General features: G+C 37.1%; 22 protein-coding genes and 1 other annotated feature. Of the genes, 4 read left to right on the top strand and 18 right to left on the bottom strand.

The window, feature by feature from the left end; genetic code table 11:
- Positions 1 to 3: 3 nt before the first annotated feature.
- Both EJN90_RS08550 and EJN90_RS08545 read right to left on the bottom strand, forming a co-directional pair.
- Entirely contained in the window at positions 4 to 831 is an 828-nt protein-coding gene (locus EJN90_RS08550; RefSeq protein ID WP_126110322.1) for an exodeoxyribonuclease III, read from the bottom strand.
- Between the two features lie 83 nt (positions 832 to 914).
- Positions 915 to 1,793: a LysR family transcriptional regulator gene (locus tag EJN90_RS08545; protein WP_126110320.1), complete on the bottom strand. Its 879-nt coding sequence runs from the start codon at positions 1,791 to 1,793 to the stop codon at positions 915 to 917.
- A gap of 142 nt (positions 1,794 to 1,935) precedes the next feature.
- Here EJN90_RS08545 and EJN90_RS08540 point away from each other — a divergent pair, with 142 nt between their 5' ends.
- A complete protein-coding gene (locus tag EJN90_RS08540) occupies positions 1,936 to 2,955 on the top strand; it encodes a YeiH family protein (protein WP_126110319.1) in 1,020 nt (339 codons plus the stop codon).
- Positions 2,956 to 3,110: 155 nt separating this feature from the next.
- On the opposite strand, the gene EJN90_RS08535 is transcribed toward EJN90_RS08540, so the two are convergent.
- From EJN90_RS08535 to EJN90_RS14030, 10 genes are all read right to left on the bottom strand, one after another.
- Positions 3,111 to 4,097: a tRNA dihydrouridine synthase gene (locus EJN90_RS08535; RefSeq protein ID WP_126110317.1), complete on the bottom strand. Its 987-nt coding sequence runs from the start codon at positions 4,095 to 4,097 to the stop codon at positions 3,111 to 3,113.
- A gap of 296 nt (positions 4,098 to 4,393) precedes the next feature.
- Positions 4,394 to 4,936, bottom strand: a complete 543-nt coding sequence (locus EJN90_RS08530; protein WP_126110315.1) for an FUSC family protein — start codon at positions 4,934 to 4,936, stop codon at positions 4,394 to 4,396.
- 97 nt (positions 4,937 to 5,033) lie between these two features.
- Positions 5,034 to 5,555 (bottom strand): dihydrofolate reductase family protein, encoded by a 522-nt coding sequence (locus EJN90_RS08525; RefSeq protein WP_126110313.1) that lies wholly within the window; start codon positions 5,553 to 5,555, stop codon positions 5,034 to 5,036.
- 190 nt (positions 5,556 to 5,745) lie between these two features.
- Complete coding sequence (locus EJN90_RS08520; protein ID WP_126110311.1) at positions 5,746 to 7,497, bottom strand: Na/Pi cotransporter family protein; 1,752 nt, start codon at positions 7,495 to 7,497, stop codon at positions 5,746 to 5,748.
- A 785-nt stretch (positions 7,498 to 8,282) separates the two neighbouring features.
- Positions 8,283 to 9,665, bottom strand: coding sequence for a 23S rRNA (uracil(1939)-C(5))-methyltransferase RlmD (rlmD, locus tag EJN90_RS08515; RefSeq protein WP_126110309.1), 1,383 nt, complete (start codon positions 9,663 to 9,665; stop codon positions 8,283 to 8,285).
- An 82-nt stretch (positions 9,666 to 9,747) separates the two neighbouring features.
- Entirely contained in the window at positions 9,748 to 10,308 is a 561-nt protein-coding gene (locus tag EJN90_RS08510; RefSeq protein WP_126110307.1) for a DUF7010 family protein, read from the bottom strand.
- A 136-nt stretch (positions 10,309 to 10,444) separates the two neighbouring features.
- On the bottom strand, positions 10,445 to 11,458 hold the full coding sequence (locus EJN90_RS08505) for a diacylglycerol kinase family lipid kinase (RefSeq protein WP_126112390.1): 1,014 nt from the start codon (positions 11,456 to 11,458) through the stop codon (positions 10,445 to 10,447).
- Positions 11,459 to 11,611: 153 nt separating this feature from the next.
- On the bottom strand, positions 11,612 to 12,469 hold the full coding sequence (locus tag EJN90_RS08500; RefSeq protein ID WP_126110305.1) for a MetQ/NlpA family ABC transporter substrate-binding protein: 858 nt from the start codon (positions 12,467 to 12,469) through the stop codon (positions 11,612 to 11,614).
- 20 nt (positions 12,470 to 12,489) lie between these two features.
- Positions 12,490 to 13,104 (bottom strand): SDR family NAD(P)-dependent oxidoreductase, encoded by a 615-nt coding sequence (locus EJN90_RS08495; protein WP_227872482.1) that lies wholly within the window; start codon positions 13,102 to 13,104, stop codon positions 12,490 to 12,492.
- Entirely contained in the window at positions 13,086 to 13,259 is a 174-nt protein-coding gene (locus EJN90_RS14030; RefSeq protein WP_227872481.1) for a hypothetical protein, read from the bottom strand. Before EJN90_RS14030 ends, EJN90_RS08495 begins: the two co-directional genes overlap by 19 nt.
- 68 nt (positions 13,260 to 13,327) lie before the next feature.
- Positions 13,328 to 13,602 (bottom strand) — a binding site (T-box leader).
- Between the two features lie 305 nt (positions 13,603 to 13,907).
- Here EJN90_RS14030 and EJN90_RS08490 point away from each other — a divergent pair.
- The 3 genes from EJN90_RS08490 to EJN90_RS08480 all read left to right on the top strand — a co-directional run bounded on the left by EJN90_RS08490 (position 13,908) and on the right by EJN90_RS08480 (position 19,547).
- The gene (locus EJN90_RS08490) at positions 13,908 to 16,454 is read left to right on the top strand and encodes a vitamin B12-dependent ribonucleotide reductase (RefSeq protein WP_407657537.1); all 2,547 of its coding nucleotides are present in this window, start codon (positions 13,908 to 13,910) and stop codon (positions 16,452 to 16,454) included.
- Between the two features lie 174 nt (positions 16,455 to 16,628).
- Positions 16,629 to 18,446, top strand: coding sequence for an excinuclease ABC subunit UvrC (gene uvrC, locus EJN90_RS08485; protein WP_126110301.1), 1,818 nt, complete (start codon positions 16,629 to 16,631; stop codon positions 18,444 to 18,446).
- Between the two features lie 249 nt (positions 18,447 to 18,695).
- Positions 18,696 to 19,547 carry a DegV family protein gene (locus tag EJN90_RS08480; RefSeq protein WP_126110299.1) on the top strand — a complete coding sequence of 284 codons (852 nt, stop codon included), beginning with the start codon at positions 18,696 to 18,698 and terminating at the stop codon, positions 19,545 to 19,547.
- Between the two features lie 195 nt (positions 19,548 to 19,742).
- Here the strand turns inward: EJN90_RS08480 and EJN90_RS08475 are convergent, their stop codons facing one another.
- The 6 genes from EJN90_RS08475 to EJN90_RS08450 all read right to left on the bottom strand — a co-directional run bounded on the left by EJN90_RS08475 (position 19,743) and on the right by EJN90_RS08450 (position 25,202).
- Positions 19,743 to 21,743, bottom strand: a complete 2,001-nt coding sequence (locus EJN90_RS08475; protein ID WP_126110297.1) for an HIRAN domain-containing protein — start codon at positions 21,741 to 21,743, stop codon at positions 19,743 to 19,745.
- A gap of 120 nt (positions 21,744 to 21,863) precedes the next feature.
- Positions 21,864 to 22,649 carry a DUF975 family protein gene (locus EJN90_RS08470; RefSeq protein WP_126110295.1) on the bottom strand — a complete coding sequence of 262 codons (786 nt, stop codon included), beginning with the start codon at positions 22,647 to 22,649 and terminating at the stop codon, positions 21,864 to 21,866.
- 32 nt (positions 22,650 to 22,681) lie between these two features.
- A complete protein-coding gene (locus EJN90_RS08465) occupies positions 22,682 to 23,053 on the bottom strand; it encodes a zinc-ribbon domain-containing protein (protein WP_126110293.1) in 372 nt (123 codons plus the stop codon).
- Between the two features lie 19 nt (positions 23,054 to 23,072).
- A complete protein-coding gene (locus tag EJN90_RS08460) occupies positions 23,073 to 23,285 on the bottom strand; it encodes a YdbC family protein (RefSeq protein ID WP_126110291.1) in 213 nt (70 codons plus the stop codon).
- Between the two features lie 21 nt (positions 23,286 to 23,306).
- Positions 23,307 to 23,657 carry a TMEM164 family acyltransferase gene (locus EJN90_RS14185; protein WP_126110289.1) on the bottom strand — a complete coding sequence of 117 codons (351 nt, stop codon included), beginning with the start codon at positions 23,655 to 23,657 and terminating at the stop codon, positions 23,307 to 23,309.
- A 153-nt stretch (positions 23,658 to 23,810) separates the two neighbouring features.
- Complete coding sequence (locus EJN90_RS08450; RefSeq protein ID WP_227872479.1) at positions 23,811 to 25,202, bottom strand: YfcC family protein; 1,392 nt, start codon at positions 25,200 to 25,202, stop codon at positions 23,811 to 23,813.
- Positions 25,203 to 25,282 lie beyond the last annotated feature (80 nt).

The raw sequence follows: 25,282 nt of genomic DNA, 5'->3' as shown, positions 1-25,282 counted from the left end.
CCTTTAAAATTCCAACTCAACTAAGAGCGGTGTGTGATCTTGACGAATTCCAGAATCAAGCATTTCCGACTTGACTACTTTATCTGCTAGCCGATTGCTTACTAGAGCATAATCAATTCTCCAGCCTGAATTATTAATTTTACTCGTCTTCACTCGCTGTGCCCACCAGGTATATACCCCTTCAATATCTCCATGCAAATGACGGAATGTATCAGTAAATCCCTGGGCTAATAGGTGTGTAAAGCCTTGTCTTTCTTCATCCGTGAATCCCGCAGAGAAATGATTGCGATCGGGATGAGCCAAGTCTATTTCCTCATGAGCAACATTAAAGTCTCCCACTGCCAGTACTGGTTTTGTTTGATCTAATTGGGATAAATATTCTGCGTATTTTTGATCCCAAATTTGGCGGTCTTCTAATCGTCCCAATGTATTTCCAGCATTCGGAGTATATACTTGTGTGACAAACAAATCTTCAAATTCCAAGGTAATGATTCTACCTTCTGCATCCATCGTTGTTGGTGCTCCAATTTCAGGAAAAGTAATTACCGGATTTAGAGCTTTCTTATATAAGAACAACGTCCCCGCATAACTTTTACGAGCAGGTTCAACAGCACTTCTCCAAGCAATCTCGTATTCCCAAGCGTGTTCGGCTAATATCTCTGCATGCTTCTTTGTTAATCCTTTTGCGGTTAGTTTTGTTTCTTGAATCGCAATGATATCGGGATTCAAAGCAAGTATATTCCTTAGTACCTCTCGCGTCAGCAGTGCACGATTTGAATCACTGGTTAAAGCAGCATTTAATGAATCTATATTCCATGAAATTAACTTCATTTCGTTTCGTTCTCCTATCTTTTTCCTTATTTATTCCTGTTTATTAATAGTACACTATTGTACCTTCATTCTTCAATCTAAGATCATTCGTTTCGTTTTTTCATTAATTTTTCGTAAAACACTTCGTTTTTTTGTTTCATCAAACTATTTTTTGGATAAATAAAATATAAGGGACGATTGATTAAAAAATCCTTTATATGTAGATAGCACAATTCACCTTTTTCGACTTCTTCTTTTGCAACTTCTTCATACATGAATGAGACAGCATCTGATTTCTTTAATATATTTTTTATAATTGAAAAACTACTGATTTCATGAATCTTTGAAACGGATAGCAGCGAATCATTTGTTTCATATAAAAAATTTTCGTAAATTTCTCTTGTTCCCGAGCCTTTTTCTCGTAAAAGCAAAGGATATTCATGTATATCGCTTATATTCACTTTGGAATTTTCCAAGGGGTGACCTTTTCTGCTTACGGGAAGAAATTTTGTGTTCTGAAACTCAAAATAATGAAACAACGATTTATCAAATATCCCTTCGATAAATGCACAAGATAATTCATTGTTCAGTAACATATCAATAATCATTTCTGTATTTTTTACAGACACAGAAATGACTTCGTCAGAATCACTTAAATACGCACTCAGATAATCTGGTAAATAGTAATCAGCGATCGACAATGTTGAACCAATCTTAATAGATGTCTCAACTCTCTTTATTTGATCGATTAATTGCTTCTCATTTGCAAGCTGAAAATTTGCATAACTGTATAGTAATTTTCCTTGTTCAGTTAAAGTCACTGTTTTCCCATCGATTATAATCAAACGACATCCATAATGTTCTTCTATTTTCTTTATATGCTGGCTAACAGCAGGTTGGGTTAAATTCAACGCATGAGCTGCTTTTGTATAGTTTTTATATTTAGCCACTTGAACAAATGTGAGTAGTTTTGTATCTAGCATGGAACCCTCCTTAATGTGATTTTTACTCCTTTTACTATAACACACCCTTATCGATGATAACAAATCATAATTGGATTTTATCGTTGTGCCCTTGTAAAATTACATTAGATTTATAAATTATTCTTAGTGGAAGGAGAAATGTATGAAAAAGCTATTAAATTATTTACCTGGTTTTTCTCTTGCTTTATTACTTGCCTTAGTCGCACGGTTCATACAGTCTTTATTGCCTATACCCATTGTTAGTGATTCTTTGATCGCACTATTTCTTGGGATACTTTTAAATAATTTTTGGAAACCTAGTAAAGAAGTAACGGTGGGGTTAACATTTACGTCTAAAAAAATACTTAAATTTTCAATTATATTATTAGGTGCTTCTTTAAGTATTGAAACCATTCTAACTGTTGGACGCTTATCTTTAATTGTCATGCTCTTTACTTTAGTAACCTGTTTTGGAGGAGGATACTTTGTAGGGAAATGGCTTGGTTTGGATTGGAAACTCTCTAACATGATTTCTGCCGGGACAGGAATTTGTGGTGGTTCTGCCATTGCTGCTCTCGCTCCTGCGATTGATGCGGAAGACAAAGATATTGCTTATGCAATGTCTGCAACCTTTCTTTTCGATGTAATTATGATTATCTCATTTCCTATTATGGGACGGGCGTTAGGTTTAAGCGATATCGCATACGGTTTATGGACGGGTACTGCAGTAAACGACACTTCAAGTGTAGTTGCTGCTGGATATGCATTCAGCGAAGCAGCAGGTGATTTTGCTACAATGGTCAAGCTGACTCGCACCCTATCTATTATTCCAACTGTATTGATTTTCTCTTTAATTAACACTTATTCAAATAGAAAAAACTCGGTTACTTTAAAAACAAAAAATGAAAAAGTAAATTTAATTTCTCTCTTTCCCTGGTTTATCATTGCATTTGTGGGTATGTCTGTGATCAATAGTATGGGATTCATTCCTCTTCCGTTCTCTAATGCATTGAAATTATTAAGCAAGTTCTTAATGGTTTCTGCTCTAGCCGCAATCGGTATGAATACAGACTTCAAAGAGATGAGAAAATCTGGTCTTAATCCCATGATTCATGGGTTCATTATTTCTACTCTAGTCGTGATTGTAGCAATCACCGTAGAATTTTTCATGGGAATAGTGTAATAATAAGAATCTCAAGCCAATAGCTACGATTCGTTTAATTTCCCGGAGGCAGAAAAAAACTTATATTACCCTACTCCATAAAAAAACAGATTTGAGTAAATTAAAAATACTCAAATCTGTTTTTTTCATTATACAACGACAAGGTGTTAACTTTTTTATGATAACATTTTGTCCTCAACCAAATACTTTTCCTCAAATTCATTTAACAATCCACGCACTTCATCGGTTGTCTCCGTATCCATTAATTGCAGTCTAAGATCGCTTGCTCCTCGAAACTCACGAACATAAATCTTAAAGAATCGGCGCAATGGTTTAAAGACACGCGGTTCCAGTTGTGAATATTTATCAAATAAATCTAAATGGTATCTAAAAAGATTGAGCAATTCTTTTGGACTATGTTCATTTGCTTCTTTCTCAAAAGCAAATGGATTATGAAACACGCCGCGCCCAATCATAACCCCATCAACACCATACTTTTCAACCAATTCCATACCCGTTTGGTAATTCGGAATGTCACCATTAATCGTCAATAATGTATTTGGTGCAATTTCATCACGGAGTTTCTTTATCTCAGGAATCAATTCCCAATGAGCATCTCCTTGACTCATTTCTACTTTCGTACGTAAATGAATCGACAGGTTTGCAATATCTTGTTTAAATAAGTGCGTCAACCAACCACGCCATTCATTGATTTCTGCATGTCCCAATCTTGTTTTTACACTCACAGGCAATCCTCCTGCTTTTGCTGCTTGAATCAGTTCTGCTGCAACTTCAGGACGGAGAATCAACCCAGACCCCCTGCCATGTTTAAAAACATTAGGCGCCGGGCAGCCCATATTAATATCAATCCCCCGGTAACCCATCTCGGCCATGCCAATACTCATTTGCCTAAAATACTCGGGCTTGTCTCCCCATATATGAGCAACAATCGGCTGTTCATCTTCTGTAAACGTCAAACGCCCACGGACACTTTCTTTTCCATTCGGGTGACAATAACTTTCACTGTTGGTAAACTCTGTAAAAAATACATCTGGGCTTGCTGCTTCACTGATTACATGACGAAACACAACATCTGTCACGTCTTCCATTGGCGCCAAAACAAAAAATGGACGCGGTAATTCTTGCCAAAAATTATCTTTCATGTTCGAATCCTTTCATATCTAATACCTATTTTGTTCAAAATGAAAAAGCAGCATTTACTGCCTGCTTTTCCAAAATAGAATCTATCATCATCTGCTACAACATTTCTTCAATGACTTATATTAGCATAACAAATGGTATTAGAACAGAAATAAGTTTCTTTTTATTGTTCTTTAACTTACTAAACTATTTACCCCAAAGTGCTCTTTACTGGAAAACAAGCTGTCAGCTTCTAAAATAAGTTTTCAATGAAAAAATAGAACATTCCCACTGTATATTGTTTTGTCCTAATCCTCTTTTAAGCATGATCATTTTTTCCATTCATACGCTTAAGCAAGCGATCAACTCTTTCTCTTGTTACAATCCGGTTAATGGCGAGCGCAAAAACCACACCAATTGCCGTATCAATCATTCTGTTGAAAGCATAATCAATATGATTTTCCGGTGTATTAAACATGATGATACAAAGAACAACTCCGCCGGGCTGAACAGCGCCCGGCCAACGAAAAGCAACCGATGACCAAATTAAAATAATTAATCCAAAGAAAACAAGCAGAACTTTAAGATAATAGTTGCCACTAGGGTATATAACATGTTCAAGCCAAAACATACTCATACCAACAAATCCACCAATGATTGTTCCAATAAGACGGTTTCCACCATTTAATCTTGAATCTTCCATATTGTTGCCCATTCCAAAAATGACACCAATGCAAGAAAAAGACGGATTTCTCTCTAATGGCAAATAAATTAGCGCAATAATAGCTGCTGCTAAAGCAGTCTTGATACTTCTCTGCCCTAAACCTGGTATTGCAGTATGAATTGGTTTGTGTTGATTCATCTTTCAGTAAACTTCCTATCTTTTTAGATATTTCAAATTCCGTTTGTTACCTTTATAACATAACATATTCTACAATTTTTAGCTGTTTTTTCTTCAACTATGAAGAAGATACTTTGCTGTAAACCAGTTCTGCAAACTGTCCGTATTGTTTTACCTCTTTTAAATAGAATCGCTTTAATTGTTCACTTTGTGAAAATAATGGTATACCTTCACCCAGTAAGACTGGCGCAATCTGGATGAACATTGAATCTACCATATCATGATCGAGTAGCGGAGCCAAAATGGTATTACCGTCCACAATCCAAATATTTTTGCCTGAGTCGATTTGCTTTATAAAATCAACCACATCGCCGCTCACCGAAATAAAACCCTTTACTGCTAAATCCGGAGCATGCGTAAAGACATAGTTTTTTGTTGTTGGATAAAAATCCTCGACATTCTCCATATCTTTAATTTCATCAAAAGTCCTCTTCCCCATAATTGTAGTATCCATACTCTGATAGAAATGCTCATAATCGGTTTCCTCGACACTACCCGATTGATGAAGCCAGTCTAGCTTGTGATTCTTATCCGCAAGATAGCCATCAATGCTGACGCAACCGTAGAAAAATATAGCCATGCTGTCTGTCTCCTTTGATTAATGAATTTTAATTTTATCCAAATGAAAATTATATCAATAAAAACGTCACCATGCTCTGCTTTTATTACCTAAATCAAAAACAGTCTTCCTACTGAACTGAATTCTAGCAGAAAGACTCGTTTTTTTTATAAATATCTATCTCAATCTCAGACTTGAATTCGGAAGTTTTTCACTTTTCCCCATTAGAGTCTGAAGAAAATTTACGACCTGTATTTTCAACTTCTTTCTTTTCTCTTTCAACGGCTTGCAATGCTTCTGTTTCACTTCCGGTGGTGGACCTAATTGAGAAAGCAACATTCACGATGTGGTCTGATATTCTTTGTAAGAAAAACAGAACAGAATAAATGGTTTTCGATACCTCGACAGGGTACATACCAGAACTTAGATGTACCACATGTTCATTCCGAGTAGAAGATATTAGTTTTTTGATTTCCTTGTGAAGTTTCGCGATTTTTCTAAAGTTTTCTGTTTTACGGGTCGTAAACGCATCAAACCCTAAATCGAACATTTCGGTTATATGCTCATAGATTTGGCTAAGTTCTTCTTTGGTCTGATCTAAAAATTGTACATCACTTTTCTTCATATCGCTGGCTCCATTAAATAAAAGTACCGCGTAATCACCCAGCCGCTCAATATCGTTGGTTACATGGTGCAATCCTCCGATCAGTTTTTCGTCTTCAGCAGATTTAGTAACCGATGAAATTTTTATATAATAACTTGTGAGCTCATTTGTTAAGAAGTTAATACGTTCTTCAACCTCGGCAATTTTTTTACTTTCGCTCATATCTTCATTGACCAAGGAAGCAAAGGATCGATTAAGGTTTTCCTTTGCGAGAGTCGCCATGTCGTACAATTCCTTTAATACTTGTTCAACAGCAATCGCCGGAGTTTTCAAGAAACGCTCATCAATGTATGTCAATTCTTCTTGTTTCTGTTGCTTCTCTTGTATCAATCTTTCCACTAGATTAACTAATGGATCAAGAAAGAAGAGTAAGACTAAGGTGTAAAGCGTATTATAGACCAGGTTAAATGTTGCAAGACTAAATTGAGGTTTTCCTGGGAATAGACTTTCAAATATATTAACAACGGGTGTTCTGAAAAGAATCAGAATAATCGTAAATGCTACGGATCCAATTATACTAGTAAGCAGATGGAATAATGCGATACGTTTGCCTTTAGCGTTCGTGGTCAAGGAAGCCATAATGCCATCGCTACAAGTTCCGATATTTGCTCCCATTATCAGGAAAAATGATTGATCGATATTTTTAATAACCCCTGTAGCTAAGAAAGCGATAAAAACACCAGTTGCGGCAGTGGATGACTGTATGATAGCTGTAAAGAAAATTCCTAATATCACCAGTAAAATAGGATTTTGCATGATTTCATATTTGAATACTTTAGAGAGTTCCATGCTCAGTGTCGAATCTGCTCCACCGATTGCCATTTCCATTACTTCCATCCCAATAAATAGCATTCCAAATCCAATTAAAAATGGTGCAATTTTATTCAGTGTTTCGTTCTCAGTGGAAAAAACAATCATGACACCGACAAACGCAAGCGCAGCAAAAACAGAGCTAATGCTAAAGCCACCTTTACCGATGCCTGAAAGGGCAAATATAAAAGCTGTAAGAGTGGTACCAACTTTTGAGCCCAAAATAAAACCTGCGCCTTGCTTGACAGTTACAATATTCGCATGTGCAAGACCAACCGTCATGATTGAAGTCGCAGAAGAAGACTGAACAAGTGCTGTGGCACCGATTCCGATTCCGTAATTAAAGGTTCTATTTTTATTGATTTTTTTAAAAAGATTTCGTATTCCTGGCCCTGCACTTTGTTCCAAACCGGAGCTCATCTGCTTCATACCAAACATGAATACGGCAACGCCACCTAGCATAAGCAGTAAATTCATTAAAATTTCCATTGTTTTTCTCCCAATTCTTATTTTTTGTCTCTTGCTTTACTTTAAATAGCAGACAACATGCGTAACGGATTTTGAGATGTCTTCATAGTTGTCAAAAATCAGGGATCTAAATTGATATTTATTTGCGGGAACATATCATAACTCTACATCCCTACTAACCTTCCATCAAATAATTCAATGTCACCATCATTATTAACAAACAAGTCAAAAAGTAAAAATTCTACCGCTTGGCTGTATTTCTTAACTTCCAGACACTTCTTCCAATCGGAAAAGCGGCTTCAGAAATCTTGGCAAACAAGATTACAACGAAATTAATATTACCAGACCAGGTAAACGGAATCAATCTATACTTTGTGCGCTTTTATATTCTGAGTAACCTTCTTAGTTTTTCCTAATACTTCTTCTTTGTTTCTTATTCTCTCTCTTCAAGTTTAGGGAGTACGGGATTACTCTAACAAATACTATTATAACCTCCTGTTCTATTCTTAGACTTCATAAGCATGCTGTTACCCAGAAATTGAGCTGTTCTTTCGTATTTACTTTATGGACTGTATCGTAAAAGAGCTGTGCCATTACAGAACTGTCACTCTGTCACTTTAAAAATCATACCTTTTTATATTCTGTTATTTATTTAATTAACTGCATAGTAAATTTTTCTGAAAATCATGTAGTTGGTCCTCAACAGTCTCCATACTATTATCACATTTTTTAAATCATAAAAACGAACTCCAATAAACTGAAGTTCGCTTCTCATAATATTCATTTATTTATTACAGCCATTCTTACTATTTTATTTTCGTCAAAGCCACTACCGTCTCCACGTGCAGAGTCTGCGGGAATAGGTCCACGGGTTGTGCTTGCTTCGCTTCATAACCATTGTCTGCAAATATTCGTAAGTCACGAGATAATGTAGCTGGATTACAACTTACATAGACAATGCGATCTGGATTAACGGTTAGAGCAGCTTCAATAAAGCCTGCATCCAAACCTTTACGTGGTGGATCTACAACAATCACATCTGCCTGGATACCTTCTTCTGCCCATTTCGGCATAACTTCTTCCGCAGCACCAATCTCAAAAGTAACATTTTCAATATTATTTTCTTCTGCATTGCGTTTGGCCATTTCGATTGCATCTGGAACAATTTCCATTGCATATACCTGTTTTGCTTTTTCAGCTAAAGCAAGAGAAATGGTTCCAATTCCACAATAAGCATCGATTACTGTTTCTTCGCCTGTTAATTGAGCTGCATCCAATGCTAATTGATATAACTTTTCCGTTTGAAGCGGATTTACCTGGTAGAATGATTTGGAACTAATTGCGAATTTGTGACCTAATAATGTGTCATGATAAAGGTCTTCACCATGCAAGATAATCGTTTCTTCTCCTAAAATAACATTGCTGCGTTTTGGGTTCACATTTTGAACGATGCTTACTACTTCTGGTAAAGCCTCTAAAATATCGGGAACAATTTTACTTTTTGGAAAGATTTTTGCTGTCCGAGTTACGAGGACGATCATCATTTCTCCTGTATAAGTTCCGCGACGGACCATAATGTGACGGATATTCCCAGTATGTTTCTTCTCATCATAAGCTTTTACGCCATACTCTTGTAAGATATCGCGAACTTTCACGATTGCTTCATCGATTTTAGGATCTTGAATATGGAAATTTTCCATTGGTACTAAATCGTGCGTATTTTTTCGGAAAAAGCCAGTTACTAATTTCCCATCTTTCGCTCGCACTGGAATTTGAGCTTTATTGCGGTAACCCCATGGTTGTTTCATACCAATTGTAGGAAGCACTTCTATGTCTGGTAATTTTGCAATACGTTTGAAATCTTGTATCACCATATTTTGTTTGAATTTTAATTGCGCTTCATAACGCATGTGTTGTAATGGCATCGTTCCTACTTGCGTGCCTAATACATCTGTGGTTGGAATTCGGTCTTCTGAAGATGACAAACGTTCTTCAATCCGCGCGAATCCATAAGATTTTCCAAGTTTTGTTACTTTGACAATTGCCTCTTCACCTGGAAGACCATCAATAACAAATAACGGATAGCTGTCTACTTTTGCTACACCTAATCCTTCTGATGTTAAGTCTTCAAAGGTTACTTTTATTTTTTCATTTTTCGACACGGGTAATGCTTGATTTTCGTTTTTCATATCGTTCTCCCTGCATATGCATTTTTGTTTATTATATCAGAAATAAATAAAATTCCTCTTTATCTGTGTAAATTATTATTCATCAGAGGAGAAGAAGTACCACCGCAGTAAAGATTAACATAGTACCAGATAAAAAACAGCTCTGTGCTGATGCCTTGCTTGATGGAAGTCCACCAACATCTTGTTGATCAATAGCATAAATGGTGGCTCCCCCTACTGCTATCATGACTGACATTGCGATGTACGACCAAGTTTGATAAATCCATGAATAGAGAACAAAATGAATCGTTAGTGATGCACTGAATACAAATGGTATGAGAGTATACTGTTTCTTTGCCTGCATGACAATGATTAAAGGGAGAATCAGCATTTGGCTCATAGCAATTGTGATAATAAGTTGTGTAAAGACTGCTCCTCCTGGCCTTTGAGAAAAAGCTCCCATCCAAAAAGATACTCCAAGTGCGAGTGGCAGAGCAACCGTCCCTTGAAACAACGTAACATATCCTGCTGATTTTTTTGATGCTTTCATCCAGAACAATCCACAAACTAACCACGTGATTCCAAATGAAAAAAGAAAAGCAACTCCAGAGCGATTCAAAAGGGTCAGTTGTTCTAATATCGACAATACATCCTTCGTTTCCAAAAGACCAGCTCCTTTTCATTTTTTGAGTTTGAAGTTTTCTTTTATTATGGTTTATCATAAGCTTTGCGTCAAAAAAATACTCCTTCGAAAAAAACTGTAAAATCCAGCATTTTTTCAAAAGAGTAAAAAACGAGTTTTATATCCCGTCATAAGGAAGACTATTATCCTCAATTTGATCAGGTGATAATTCTTCTAGTGCTTTCATAAAGTTTGCTTGTTTTTCGTGTGATTCAATTGGATCAGCAAACTCCGATATGTTTCCGATAATGGTAATGTGTTGTTGAAGATTGATAAAGGTAGTTGGTTCATCTCCGCCATATTCTCCATCTAAGTTAATCATCAATCTTTGGTCGTCTCGGGCTTCCGCTTTCACATAAGAGGTGTGTGTATATAAAACGTTTGGATGGTTAATATGTTTGCCATTTCTTAAAATGGAACCCAATATCTGTAAAATATCAAAAATATTAGCTGTTTTTACAATGAACAAAGTAAACTTCCCATCGCCTAAAAGTAAATTTGGATCAATCGGTTCAAATCCACCTACCGTATTCGTCAATGCCACAAAATACATGGAAGCCATCCCATCGAAGACACCTTCTTCGTATTCAATCCGCATATGAATGGGTTTTACACTGGGGAGTTTTTCTGCCCCTTTTGCTAAGTATGCTAGATAGCCAAAAACTGTTTTTAAACGAGTCGGAACCTCATAGGTAATATCCGATAAAAAGCCACCAGCACAAATGTTCATGAAATATGTATCATTTGCTTTTCCAATATCCATCGGAATTTCATGTCCTTCTGCAATAATACGTGCAGCTGCTAATAAGTCTGAACGAGGGATTTTCAAAGCGTGTGCATAATCGTTCGTAGTTCCAGCTGGAATAATTCCAACTTTCGGACGATTTTCTAGTTCAGCAATGCCACTAATAACTTCACTGACTGTGCCATCCCCTCCTGCAGCGACAATTAAGTCATATCCCGCTAATGCAGCTCTACGCGCCTCTTTTTTTGCAGAAAAGGGCTCAGGTGTCGTTTGAAAGGCACTCGTTTCATAACCTGCTTCCTCTAATATTTGTAAAATATCCACCAAGTTGCGTTTCACTTGTTCGCGTCCTGCTGATGGATTATAAATCACTCTTGCTCTCACAATTGTATCCCCCAGTTTCCCACATCTTCTTTTCATATTATACAATAGTTTATAGTGGGATATGTTGAAAACTTTCTTTTTAAAAATTTCTTACAGATAGGGCGTTTGTTGCAAAAATCCAAACAACTGATTTTCGTGAGAGTTATGTCCTGTACTTTACTTTTCCAATTCAGTCAGTTCTACTTGAACAGGTACTTTTGTTCCTCCAAATTCTTTTTCAATATAAGTTTGAACTTCTTCGCTGTGGTACAGTTCGCCAAGTTTTAAAATTTCTTCATTGTCGGCGTTTTTCGGTTGAGTAACGAGAATATTAATATTATTTTTTGTATCTTCCCCAACCTCTTCGTAGAATAAGGAATCATTTAACACATTCAAACCGCCTTCTAAGGCAATGGTGTTGCTAATCAATGCAATATCAACATCTGGCAAAATACGCGGGCCAGTTGTGTCATCAATTTCTATAAACTTCAAACTCTTGGGATTTTCAATAATATCTGACATCGTTCCTAAAGCACCAAAATCGTCCGGCAAAGTAATCAGCCCTGTTTTTTGGAGTAAGAGCAGCCCACGAGAAGCGTTGGATGGGTTGTCTGCAATGGCAATCTCTGCTCCATCAGGGAGTTCATCCAAAGATGTATATTTATCTGAATAGACTCCCATCGGCTCCAAGTATGTCGTCGCAAAAGCGGTTAGTTTTTCACCCGATTCAGCATTGAAAGATTCGAGATATGCCAAAGATTGAAATGCATTAACATCCACTTCCTCATCAACGGTGGAGATATTTAATTGTGGTCCACCGTCAATTTCTTCCACTTCAAGCACGATTCCTGCTTCTTTTGCTGCATCTGATTCAGCAATGAATCGCCAGATCTGAGCGTCCGATGCTTGTGATCCGACAACGATTACTTTGTCGTCGCTCTCTTCCCCAGCAACTCCTTCCGACTTCTCTTCGCAAGCAGCCAAAAACAAAGCAGCAACAGCCGTTAAACTTATTATCCATTTTCTTTTCCTCATTTTCTAATTCCTCCCTATTCTTAATGCATGGTCATTCCACCTGTTACGTTAATCGCTTGCCCTGTCATATAGGAAGACAAAGGACTCGCCAAGAAAAGCACCACGCTGGCAACTTCTTCCGATTCAGCTGTTCTTCCTAGTGGAACTTGTGAGCAATCTTCTGCATAAATTTCCTCTGCTGTCATCTGGCGAATCAGACCTCCTTCCACGCGTTCTCTTTTTTTCATCGCGGTTTCGACAATTCCTGGACAAATTGCATTTACTAAAATATTATCTGGCGCTAACTCTTTCGCCATTGTTTTCGTCAATCCGAGTACTGCGTGTTTCGATGCTGCATAGGTTCCCATCGCTGTATAGCCATTCTTCCCAGCTTGGGATGCAATTTGGATGATGCGCCCGCCTTGTCCCCTCTCTTGCATCCACTTCCCTACTTTTTTGGAAGTCAAAAAAACGCCTTTTGCATTTACTTCCATCACCCGGTTCCAGTCTGACACATTGCTCTCAACAACAAAATCCATGGTAGAAATCCCTGCACAATTCACTAAAATATCGACTCCGCCAAAATGATTCAAACTATTTTCCAACCAGCAATCAATCGATGTTTCTTCTGCAAGATTTACGTGAGCAGTTGCCAAAAATTATCTTTTGCTTGAAATTCTTCTGCATAGGCAAAGTCAGCAGAGACAACCTGCGCGCCGGCTTGCAGAAATATTTGAACGATGGCAGCACCAATTCCATTTTTCCCGCCAGTAACAAAAGCTGCTTTTCCGTTCAAATCAATACTAATCACATTGAACACCTCCCGAATTGTATACACAAAAAAAACGCCCTCAAACAAATAATCCAATCGATTATTTGCCTAAGGACGGGAAGTTGTATTGCTTCACGTGGTACCACCTTTGTTCGTGTTGCCTTTGCAGACAACACCTCACCAAGTACTCAAAGAATTACTTCTTTGAAGACTCTGTTACTGTAACGGGTACTCCCGTAGCTGTCTCAAGTCCATGCTATCTGAACATTCAACAACTCCACTCAAAGATCATTTTCCATTTTGCTTTTCTTCCCTCTTTTCAGCTTCCAAGGGTCTCTGGTAAATGCCGGCAAAAACGTACTTTTCTTATCACTGTGTTTTTATTTTACTCATTAAAATCTCATCTTATGAAACTATAACGTTGCAGGAGTGTTTTGTCAAATAATTTTTCATTCTCTCCTTAGAAACTACTTAACATTTCTTTTACATATTGGGTTTTTTTTCTTATAAAAGGCGTCGTCCTTTGTTTTCTGTTTTTTTCAGTATGCCTCACAACATTTTTTACTGGCTTTTCTATCAGATACCCCTTAGTATATATAGTGTAGATTTCAAATAGACAACACTATATATAGTGTTTTTCAATATATGAATGGAGTGATAGAAGTGGCAACAGAAATTTCATCCACTTTGAAAAAAGGTTTCGAAGAATTAAATCAAGATATTGAGAAGTTTGACGCTGTTTTCCCCATTACGGAAGATATGCAGATTACTTATAATGGTGTCGCTCGTTTGGTAATGTTAGACCGTTACTCTTTTAAAGATACAAAAAAAGAAACCTTAAAAGAAGGCGACTTTGTTCTTTTAACAGTAAAAGAAGATCCAAAATATCCTGCTCGTGGAACGGGTACGATTCTTTCTTTAGACTGGGACAAAGGAACTGCTCGTATTTTAGTTTCTGAAGAATATCGACAAAATATTGATACGTTCGGTATGGAAGAAGAAGGTATCGTTAGTCGTTCCATTATCACGCTTGATAAACCACTAGAATTATTCTATGAACAAATCGCCATGCGAAATGCACATGGATTAGCGGAAGTAGAAATTTCTCCTGAGAAGCGATACCAAGCTTTTGTAAAATTCTACGAAGAACAAAAAGTGAAAAATTTTATTCCTGCAGGACGTGTACTATACGGAGCAGGTTCTGGTACAGATGTTACCTACTTTAACTGTTACGTAATGCCTTTCGTTCCTGATTCACGTGGCGGAATCTCTGATCACCGTAAAGAAGTAATGGAAATCATGAGCCGCGGTGGCGGAGTGGGAACAAATGGTTCTACGTTACGCCCAAGACATGCACTTGCTCGAGGGGTTAACGGTCGTTCTTCTGGTTCTGTCTCATGGCTAGATGATATCGCGAAATTAACGCACCTTGTTGAACAAGGTGGTTCTCGCCGTGGAGCTCAAATGATTATGCTTTCTGATTGGCATCCAGACATTGCCGAATTCATTATTTCAAAAATGCAAAATCCGCGCATTTTACGTTATATTATCGAAAATTTTGAAGATGAACAAATTCGTACATTGGCGCATGACAAACTGAAATTCATACCATTTTCAGCGAAAGAAATTAATATGTACACAGGAATCGTGAACTATAAAAACATTGCTGGAAATGGCGGTTTCGATCAATCCGTTATCCGTGATGCAGAAGCAAAACTTCGCGACGGCGGTACTTATTCAGTAAATGACCCTGAATTCCTGACCGGTGCGAACATTTCCGTATGTATTACAGATGATTTTATGGAAGCAGTCAAGAGTGATTCCGATTATGAACTTCGTTTTCCAGATGTAGAGAATTATTCTGCAGAAGAAATGGCATATTATGATAAAGAATGGGCAAATGTTGGAGATGTACGTGAATGGGAAGCGCAAGGGCATGCGGTCCGCACCTACCGTACAATGAAAGCACGTGATTTATGGAAGTTAATTAATATCTGTGCAACTTATGCTGCTGAACCAGGAATTTTCTTTATCGATAATGCAAATAATATGACGAATGCTAAAGCGTATGGACAGAAAGTCGTTGCAACAAACCCTTGTGGCGAACAACCTCTTGCACCATACTCTGTATGTAATTTAGCAGCTGTAAACTTAGCTGAAATGGTTAACAAAGATTTACAAATGGTTGATTTTGCCAAATTAGAAAAAACGGTTCGTATGGGTGTCCATATGCAGGACAACGTGATTGATTCAACTCCGTATTTCTTAGAAGAGAACCGTAAGCAGGCGCTAGGTGAACGTCGCGTAGGTTTAGGAATCATGGGACTTGCAGATATGTTGATTTACTGTGGTGTCCGTTATGGTTCAGAAGAAGGCAATCAATTAATCGACCAAGTATTTGAAACGATCGCAGTTACTGCATACGATGAAAGTATTGAGCTCGCCAAAGAGCGTGGCAGCTTCCCATTCTTAGTCGGAGAAACGGGTAAAGAAACACAACAACTGCGTGAGAAATTTGTAAATACTGGCTATATGAAACGTATGCCAGAACATATTCGTGAAAGTGTCTTGAAATATGGTATCCGTAACTCTCACCTATTGACTGTTGCACCGACTGGTTCTACGGGAACTATGGCAGGAGTATCTACAGGCTTAGAGCCATACTTCAGCTTCTCTTACTTCCGAAGTGGACGTCTCGGTAAATTTATTGAAGTGAAAGCGGAAATCGTTCAAGAGTACTTGGACCGTCATCCGGACGCTGATCCGAATAACTTGCCTGACTTCTTCACTACAGCAATGGAACTTTCTCCAGAAGAGCATGTTGACGTACAAACAACGATTCAACGTTGGGTAGACAGTTCTATTTCGAAAACGGTAAATGCACCAAGGGGATATACTGTTGAACAAGTTGAGAAAATTTATGAACGTCTTTATGATGGAGGAGCAAAAGGCGGCACGGTTTATGTAGATGGAAGCCGTGATAGCCAAGTCCTTACTTTAAAGGCGGAAGAAAATACATTTGATGAAGAAGCAGAACAAGAAAAAGAAGCTGCAAAAGTGAATAAAGACAAAACCTTCCTTGTCGATTCCATTATTGATTTGGAAGCAACGGATGTCACAATTGGAAACGAGATTGGTGATACTTGTCCAATCTGTCGTATCGGTACAGTCGAAGATTTAGGCGGCTGCAATACCTGTAACAACTGTGCAGCTCAGTTGAAGTGCGGTTTATAATGAAAGTTTGGAGCCTGTATATCCCTAGTGGATGTACAGGCTTTTTATGGTAGTTTACGAGTTTTATTGGTGTGAAGATCCCTCTTTTCCGTTTCCAACTATTGATCCTTCACTCATCAGAATTTACGAACTCGTGTTATACTATATTTATCAGATTGTAAAGGATTGGAAAGTATGAGCAGAGAAGAAATAAATCAGAAACTGGCGATTCTACCTGAGTTGCCGGGCTGCTATATTATGCGTAACAAAGAGAATGATATTATTTATATTGGAAAAGCAAAAAACTTACGCAGTCGAGTAAAGTCTTACTTTCATTCAAAACATGAAGGAAAAACAGCTTTACTTGTAGCAGACATTGATCATTTTGAATTTATTGTTACAAAAACAAATAAAGAATCGTTATTATTAGAAATTAGTCTAATCAAACAGTATCAGCCAAAATATAATATAAAACTAAAACAAGGCAGCATGTATCCTTACTTGAAGATTACCAATGAAAGAGATCCGCAATTGGTTATCACTTCAACTGTTGAAGAAGACGGCGGGATTTACTTTGGACCTTATCCAAATGTTTATGCTGCAACAGAAACCCAACAATTTATACAGAAAGTTTATCCACTTAGAAAATGCAGCAAGAATCAAAAACGAGCTTGCCTTTATTACCACATGGGCCAGTGTATTGGTTGCTGCGACCATGAAGTATCGGTGGAAGAGTATGAACAACAAATCAGCAGGATTACCCGTTTCTTGAATGGGGAAGTGAAAGAAATCAAGCAAAACCTCGTGGAAAAAATGGGGAAAGCTGCAAGTGAAATGAATTTTGAACAAGCAGCTGATTACCGCGACCAGATTCGTTATATCGAAGCAACGGTGGAAAAACAAACTATTATGTCTCGTGATTATACAAATCGAGATGTCTTTGCCTTCCATATGGACAAAGGATGGATTTCGATTCAGGTTTTCTTATTACGTCAATCAACTGTAATCAAACGTGAAGCGGCTCTCTTCCCTAGTTACGGTAAACCAGAAGAAGAGCTTGTTTCTTTTATCGTTCAATTCTATCAAGAACAAAATCACATTTTGCCAAAAGAAATTTTAGTTCCTGACGGAGTCGACATCGAATTGCTTTCAGAAACACTAGATAATACAAAAGTGCACGTTCCAAAACGCGGCAACAAAAAGAGTATTTTGGATTTGGCCATTACCAATAGCGAGCTGGCTCTTAATGAAAAATTTATGATGATTGAACGCAATAAAAATAAGACTGTCGGTGCCATCCAAGAATTATCAGAAGCACTAGGAAGTACTTACTTGGAAACAATTGAAGCGTTTGACCACTCCAACATTCAGGGTACAAATCCAGTATCTGCAATGGTTGTTTATAAAGATGGCCAGCCTGACCGAAAATCTTACCGAAAGTATAAAATAAAAACAGTAGAAGGCAGTAACGAATTTGCGACAACGCAAGAAGTTATTCGCCGCCGCTATACACGCTTGCTAAGAGAACAGCGCCCTCTTCCGGATCTCATCTTGATGGATGGCGGAAAAGTCCAGATACGCGCCGCAAAAGAAGTGTTGGAAGATGAGTTGGGTATCTATATTCCAGTAGCTGGAATGGTTAAAAATAATAAGCATAAAACCGCATCACTTATGTTTGGTGATGAAAACGAACTTGTCGAACTGGATCCTAGAAGTCAAGCCTTCCATCTAGTTCAAAGAATTCAAGACGAAGTTCACCGCTTCGCTATTACCTTCCATCGCCAAGTACGTGGGAAAAATAGTTTTTCTTCGCAACTCGATCAAATCGAAGGTGTTGGGCCAAAGACACGAACAAAAGTATTGCGGCACTTTAAAACAATGACGAAAATTCGAGAAGCGAGTGTGGAGGATATTCAAAAACTAGGAATTCCTGAAAAAGTTGCAAGCAGTATCAAAGATGTCTTTCCGAAACAAGAAAAGCGGACAAGTCCGCCTTGGCCTATGAAAAAATAGGAAATTTGACCCTGAATTGTCAGGAGACTTCACGCTTCAGCGGGTTAGTCGAATGATATGCGTTAGCGAGCAGCGAAGCGCGCAATGGGCCAAATTTATCTTTTTTTCACTAGGTCAGGACTTGGGAGCTAGACATTGATGGCTGAACTTATAATCCCCTAGTCTACAAGAAAAAAATCCTTCTTCAGAAAAATAAATTACGTGCTATACTAAATGAAAAGATTTTTGAGAGGTTTAGGAGGAATTTAAATGAAAGTTATTGTTGATAGTGCTTGTGATTTACCATTATCCTATCTTCAAAATCATGAAGTAGATGTTTTGCCATTATCCGTCATCCTGGATGACAAAGAATATATTGATAAGTATGAAATTACGAATGAACAAATTTATTCGTTTATCAAAGAAGGCAAGCACCCGAGTACGAGTCAAGTTGCTTTAGAAAAATTTGACGCTGCATTCCGCAGGTTAGCGGAAAGTAAAGAATGTGGCATTTATATTGCTTTATCAAGTAACCTATCCGGTACTTATCAAGCTGCAGTTCTAGCATATACTCAAGTAAAAGAAGACTACCCTGAATTTGATTTACGTTTAATTGATTCTCAAAATGCTTCTTTAGGAATTGCTTTAATGGTTCGAGAAGCAGTCCAAATGAAAGAGGAGGGATTCACACTTGATGAAATTGAAGAACGGATCCATTTTATGGTAAAACATGTCGTATCGATTTTTACCGTTCAAGATCTAAATTACTTAGCTGAAGGTGGAAGACTTTCAAAATCAAGTGCATTCTTAGGAGGGCTATTAAATATTCATCCCTTGTTAGAAGTAGTCGACGGAAGACTAGAACCACAAGAAAAATTACGAGGTCGAAAAAAAGTACTGAATAAAATGTACAGCCGTTTAGAAGCTGAAGCACAGCAAATTGAAAAACAGACTGTTTTGATTGTCCATACAAATGAAGTTGAAACAGTCAAAGACATGAAAGAATATATTCAAGAAAATATCAAGCCAGCTGAAGTGATCGATTATCCAATCGGAGCGGTTGTTTCTGCACACACAGGTATGGGTACAATTGGGCTTTTCTATATGAATGAATACGAATAATTATAAAAAGGCTCTCTATTTTTAGTATTGGCAGAATTGTAAAAGGATCATCTTGAAATTTCTGACAGAATAGGGATTGCTTATAGCCACGTGGAGAATCCAACGCGGAATAGGGAGAGTTACGCTTCAGCGCTTACTCTCCCTTTGAGACACCAATACTAGAAATGTTAGAGCCTAAAAAACCATGAAGAAAATTTATTCTTCATGGTTTTTTTTACTAGGAAACTGGACGACGTTTGCGGATGTTCTTGGTTTTTCTTTTAAAGGACCTTCATTTTTCTTTCGTAAATGAATCGAAATCATCGTTTCATCTTCTTCTAAGTCATCCACCTCAACCTCAGCGTAAAGTACTTCCTCATTATCTAATAACGTTGCCAAAACCCGATTATCTGCTCTGGGGACATAACCGATAAGATAACCATTCTCTAAGGTGATGGCTATTGCAAAGCGATCATACTCATTCTCTTTTTCTCGTACGAGTTGAAGTATCTTTCCTTTCTTAATCAGTTCTTCAACAATTGATAAATCATGGTAGCTCATCCCCGCAATATAAGTATCCAATAATTTTTTATCAGTCACTGATTTTTCAGTTACAACATTTTTGACCGGGAGCGTTCTTCTTTCTTCCGTGAGCCCCTCACTTTCTTTTTGTAGCAACCGTCTTAATAAGCGGATATTTTTTTTGTTTTCTTCAAATTCAAATAAATCTTCTAACGCATCAAAAACTTCATCTTCGTCCCAATTTTCCTGATACTTTCTGAGTACCTGCAGCGCTAATCTACGAATTTTAGGATGGTAGTAATTTAATGCGTCCAAACACCAATCCATATCAAAAAGTTCTTTTTCCAACATCGTTTTGAGTAAAGTCTCCAGCCAAATGTTTACTTTAAACAAATCTCGCGACTCTTGTTCTGGTCCCTCATCGAACTTAAACGGCAATTCGAATAGCTGATCACTTAGCAAGTTCGATAAGTAGTCGCACACATCACTGAAATAGTGGTTCGCATGATTCGCTAGAAAGAAATCCAACAAATTCAAGCCTAGTGGATTTCGAGAAAGCCTCGTATAGAAGGCAGACATTTCTGGTTTCATTTCTAAAAATTGAAGAACGCTCACTATAAGATAATCTGTTTCTTTTGGTATGGTTAATTCATTTAAAGCAATTTGTTGCCATTTCGCTTTATTCAAAAACACTTCAATCATACGGATCATTTCTTCATAGTCTTTAAAGCGTTTATCCCAATACTCATTAACGTGCTCCGTTTGATCCAGCTGTTTTTCTAAATACGTGTAATCTTGTTTCCAGCTATCAATAATTTGCAACCAAATCATAACCAAGCCTGCTTGTTCAATAAAAGTCGTGGCATGTTCCCTTGCTTCAACTATTTTTCGCATGAACAAAATCATTTCGTCCGATAAATGCTCTTCCTCGTTTGGTTCACGATAAGCGAGTACATATAAAAAATCTTGATAGTTCTCTTTTGTAATCGCTGAATAAAATAAATAATGACGAATATCTGTTTTCTGAAGTGCGATGTTTACATATACACTTGAAAGAAAACCGCTTTTGATTCCCCTGTGGATAACCCATTTTTTTTGTTCCTCTAAGACAGGTTTCAGTAAAAACAAAGCTGCCAGCTTGCCATAACCATCCGTGTGCTGCAATAATTCAAAAATAAAACTGTTTTCTTTAAGAGAAGAATTTTTGATACTTTCCGCAACATAAATCGTAAAGTCACTGTGATAACCAACGATTCGCAAAATTTTTTGTGTTAAGTCATTGAGCGAAAAACCTAGTAACATAATCCCAAGTTTTACTTCTTCCAAATGATGACTGTTTCTCGTTAAACGCATCCCTAAATTATGCAGCTCTTGAACATCAAGCTTATCATGTTCAATTAAAACCTGTAATCGCTCTCGAAGCTCGATAAAAAAGAGTCTCATGGGATATTCTCCCAAAAAATCATTCAGTTTCTTTTTAGAAAGGTCATTCTTTTTTTCTACTACTTCTAGTAATATCTGACAACATTGCAAGGCGATTTCTTCTTTTTGTGTATATGATATCCCTTCTGTCATTAAAATGAACAAGGTGTCTTCTCTTCCGGCAGTCTCTGGATCTTGAAAAGTATACGGAAGGGTTGCGTCCTCTTCTCTTTTCCTTAAAATTTCTTCATAGATGCTCTTTTGCTTTTCCATTTGACCTCACCTTACCTCATTTACGCCATTTGTCTACTTATTATATACATCCATCATATCATAATTATGGTAAACAAAAAATGAGCATCAACAAAAATGTTTTTGCTCATTTTTCACTTTTTATATTTCTAATTCATTTGATTCTCGTTCTACCAGTTCCATGTAAAAAGCAGCGTGAGCAGAGTTTCTTCTTGGTTCAATAATGAATGCACAGACTAATGTAAACACGATCACAGCAACATACGCAAGAAGAAGCCAAGCCAAAAGAGCAAATCCGTAAGACGGTTCATTTCCGCCAACAAACATGAAATAAAGGATTCCACCAATAAAAATCGCGACTGGAATGAAATAGAAAATAAAGTAATAGAAATCCAATTTAAATAATTTCCAGCGATTCCCCCGCATTAATTGTTCACTTTCATCAAGAATCATTTTATTCGGCAAATCACGATGATCGTAGAAAACATATTCTGCCATTGCCCATGAATAACTTTTGAGAATTCCTGGAATAATGAATAATAGTGTCCATAATACAATTAATAATTGCTTTAAAAATGAAAAACCTACTGCTTTTAAAAAGTTTTCTTTAAATGGAAGAAATAAATGTCCTACTGTCATTCTTTCACCATCTTGTATATCTAAAAATCCCCAAGTAAATCCAAGAGCGAGCAGCGCGCTGATGAACGAAACGATTAACGTTACGATTGTCTGCCTCCACTCTCCTCCAGCTGGCATATAAGAACTGGTATAATCAAGCGGGAGCCCTGGGACTCCAAATAATCTACTTAGTAAACTTTGGACCAAAAAACTAAAAAATGAAATTAAAAACATATTTCCAATCGATATTAAATAATTCCCTCTTAAATTTTCTCTTCCAATTAATCGAATCTCTTTGTTACTTCTCACAGTACATTCCTCCTATAATTGACGATTTCCCTTTAGTGAAGCGGTTTTCCGCATTGCGGACAAAAATTTGAGCCAGAAACATACGGTCGTTTACAGTGTGGACAAATTCCTGTTGCTGGTCTGCCAGAATGATATAATTCTAAATCATCTTCTTCAATCCTGACCGGCTCTCTTTTTTCAATAGCTTTTCCTTTTTTATTATCTAGGAGGTAACAAGTATCACAACAAGTCATACGAACCATGTATTTTTTTCCAAAAATAAAAATAGGAATAAAAAATAATCGGAATCGATTTCCTATAATATATATCTCGTATCTTCCAAAATGACCACAATGATTACAAGTAATCGTTTGATTATACTCCAGTTGTTTTCTATATTGACTCACATCAAAAAATAGAAACATGGTTCGTCATCCTTCCCGATTAATTAATGATTAACAGACGTAGTTGCCCAATTTCCTCTTCATTTAATGTAATACCTTTCCCCATCTTTGTGTGATCTGGGCTCCATTCCCGAATATCATATTTCGGCTGGCCTTCATTCCAACTTACTACATTCAATTCTTTTGTCCATCCTTTTTTAGATGTGCTCAGTACACCAATATGAGCGACGATTTCAAATTTTATATCAGCCATATTCTTTCTCTCCTTTTTCTTCTATATTATTTTAATAATCAACGAATTCCTTTCTTTTCTTGAATCAGAATCAAGTGATTCGCTACTCTGTATCCTAAATAAAATATAAATACTGTAAAGACGATTAATAATGGTACATAGATAGCTTCTGGCATATTTTGAAAAAGGCCCGCAAGCAATTAGACCAAAATAAAACACACTATCCATGAGCAAATTTTCCTGGTTCATTAAGTATATAATACCTAAAACAGTAGAGATCCGACAAATATGAAGGGGCAAAGACTCTGAAATATTAATGTTGGTTTCTATAAGATACCATGAATAAAGAACTATTTGTTGTAAAAGGGACAGCCAAAAAATTACGATTCCCATATAAAGAAAATGATCTTTATTAAAAACTTCAATGTATCAAGCCTCCATAGCCCTTCCTCCTTCCATTTCAGTCTATTATTTTTCAAAGAAAATTGCAATTTTTTGTAACAGAAAAAGGCCTGCGCATTTCTGCACAGGGCCTCTCTTTTTCTATTAAAATGGTCCATAATTTGTGTAATACGCAATTACTAAGAAAACAACACCGATTAATAACCAAATCCCCATTAGTGGTCCTAAATACCGTACCCATTTATTGTAAGGTATTTTTGAAATAGACAACTGAGCCATCAACACACCGGAAGTCAGCATAATGGAATCCATAAATCCTGCCCCCAATTGATAAGCCATAACAGCAGTTTGTCGTGTAATACCAACTGCATCAGCTAATGGCACCATAATTGGCATCGTTGCTGCTGCCTGTCCAGAGCCAGATGGAATAATAAAGTTAATAATGATTTGAATAATATACATCGCAATTGCCGCAAATGCTCCTGGCAACCCTTGTACACTATTTGCCAAAAAGTTTACGATTGTATCGATAATCATTCCGTCTTCCATCACAATAACGATTGAGCGTGCTACTCCAACAATTAAAGCTGCAAAAATCATATCTTTTGCACCGGCTACAAATAAATCAGCAATTTTTGAGGGGTTGTATCCATAGGCAAATCCAGCAATAATTCCTGTCGTCATGAAGATTGCTCCAATTTCTTGGATATACCAACCATATTGGATAACACCAAAGGCAATGGTACACATACCAGCTAGAAAGATTAAACCAACAATAATGTGACGTTTATTCATTTCGATAAATGTGTTTTTTTCAACTTCTATTTCCTTTTTATAAGAGGAATAGACTAGACTGTTTGTAGGATCTTCTTTTACTTTTTTTGCATAGCGCATAATGTAAAAAGATGTGATTACCCACAATACAAGGAATAGTGCAATTCTCATTCCTATTCCAGAGAATGTTGGTAATTCTGCAATTCCTTGTGCAATCCCTACTGCGAACGGGTTCATAAATCCAGCACTAAAGCCAATTGCAGCTCCAGATGCAACAATACTCATGCCGACAATCGCATCATAGCCTAACGCAAGTGCTAATGAAATTCCCATGGGGATGAAGACAATTGTTTCTTCGGAAAAACCGAGTGTTGCTCCTGCAATCCCAAAAATCATTAAAAATACTGGAATTACTAAACTTTCTCTTCCTTTTAACTTTTGTGAAGCTTTATAAATCAATGCTTCTACCATTCCTGTTTCATTAATGACAGTAAAAGCACCTCCAATAAGAAAAATAAAGAAGGAAATGTCGGCTGATTCGGATAGTCCCCTAGGAATCGAATTAATAATATCGAAGAATCCCTGCGGTTTCTGATCAACCGAGTGCCAAGATCCCGGTAAAGAAATGGTACGACCACCTTGTTCAATTACTTCAAATTGCCCTGCTGGAATAATCCAAGTCAGCAATGCCATTATTAACATGACCCCTATTAACAATACATACGTATGAGGAATCTGGAATGTTCTTTTTTTCTTTTTCACAATTTACCCACCTAACTATATTTTCATTCCTTTGCAATCATGAAAAGCGAAAAAAGCTAAAAATAAGCACAAAAAATCCC

The sequence above is a fragment of the Jeotgalibaca ciconiae genome (assembly GCF_003955755.1).
Taxonomy (GTDB): Bacteria; Bacillota; Bacilli; order Lactobacillales; family Aerococcaceae; genus Jeotgalibaca; species Jeotgalibaca ciconiae.
The sequence above is the reverse complement of the archived record's forward strand: the minus strand, read 5'-3'. Positions and strand labels throughout refer to the sequence as shown.

Excerpts from the sequence above, each read along its gene's own strand:
- EJN90_RS14185 (WP_126110289.1), bottom strand. The coding sequence starts at position 23,657 with ATGGGAATCGTAATTTTTTGGCTGTCCCTTTTACAACAAATAGTTCTT.
- uvrC (WP_126110301.1), top strand. The coding sequence starts at position 16,629 with ATGAGCAGAGAAGAAATAAATCAGAAACTGGCGATTCTACCTGAGTTG.
- EJN90_RS08475 (WP_126110297.1), bottom strand. The coding sequence starts at position 21,743 with ATGGAAAAGCAAAAGAGCATCTATGAAGAAATTTTAAGGAAAAGAGAA.
- rlmD (WP_126110309.1), bottom strand. The coding sequence starts at position 9,665 with ATGAAAAACGAAAATCAAGCATTACCCGTGTCGAAAAATGAAAAAATA.
- EJN90_RS08500 (WP_126110305.1), bottom strand. The coding sequence starts at position 12,469 with ATGAGGAAAAGAAAATGGATAATAAGTTTAACGGCTGTTGCTGCTTTG.
- EJN90_RS08460 (WP_126110291.1), bottom strand. The coding sequence starts at position 23,285 with ATGGCTGATATAAAATTTGAAATCGTCGCTCATATTGGTGTACTGAGC.
- EJN90_RS08550 (WP_126110322.1), bottom strand. The coding sequence starts at position 831 with ATGAAGTTAATTTCATGGAATATAGATTCATTAAATGCTGCTTTAACC.
- EJN90_RS08520 (WP_126110311.1), bottom strand. The coding sequence starts at position 7,497 with ATGGAAATTTTAATGAATTTACTGCTTATGCTAGGTGGCGTTGCCGTA.
- EJN90_RS08535 (WP_126110317.1), bottom strand. The coding sequence starts at position 4,097 with ATGAAAGATAATTTTTGGCAAGAATTACCGCGTCCATTTTTTGTTTTG.
- EJN90_RS08545 (WP_126110320.1), bottom strand. The coding sequence starts at position 1,793 with ATGCTAGATACAAAACTACTCACATTTGTTCAAGTGGCTAAATATAAA.
- EJN90_RS08465 (WP_126110293.1), bottom strand. The coding sequence starts at position 23,053 with ATGTTTCTATTTTTTGATGTGAGTCAATATAGAAAACAACTGGAGTAT.
- EJN90_RS08530 (WP_126110315.1), bottom strand. The coding sequence starts at position 4,936 with ATGAATCAACACAAACCAATTCATACTGCAATACCAGGTTTAGGGCAG.
- EJN90_RS08540 (WP_126110319.1), top strand. The coding sequence starts at position 1,936 with ATGAAAAAGCTATTAAATTATTTACCTGGTTTTTCTCTTGCTTTATTA.
- EJN90_RS08525 (WP_126110313.1), bottom strand. The coding sequence starts at position 5,555 with ATGGCTATATTTTTCTACGGTTGCGTCAGCATTGATGGCTATCTTGCG.
- EJN90_RS08480 (WP_126110299.1), top strand. The coding sequence starts at position 18,696 with ATGAAAGTTATTGTTGATAGTGCTTGTGATTTACCATTATCCTATCTT.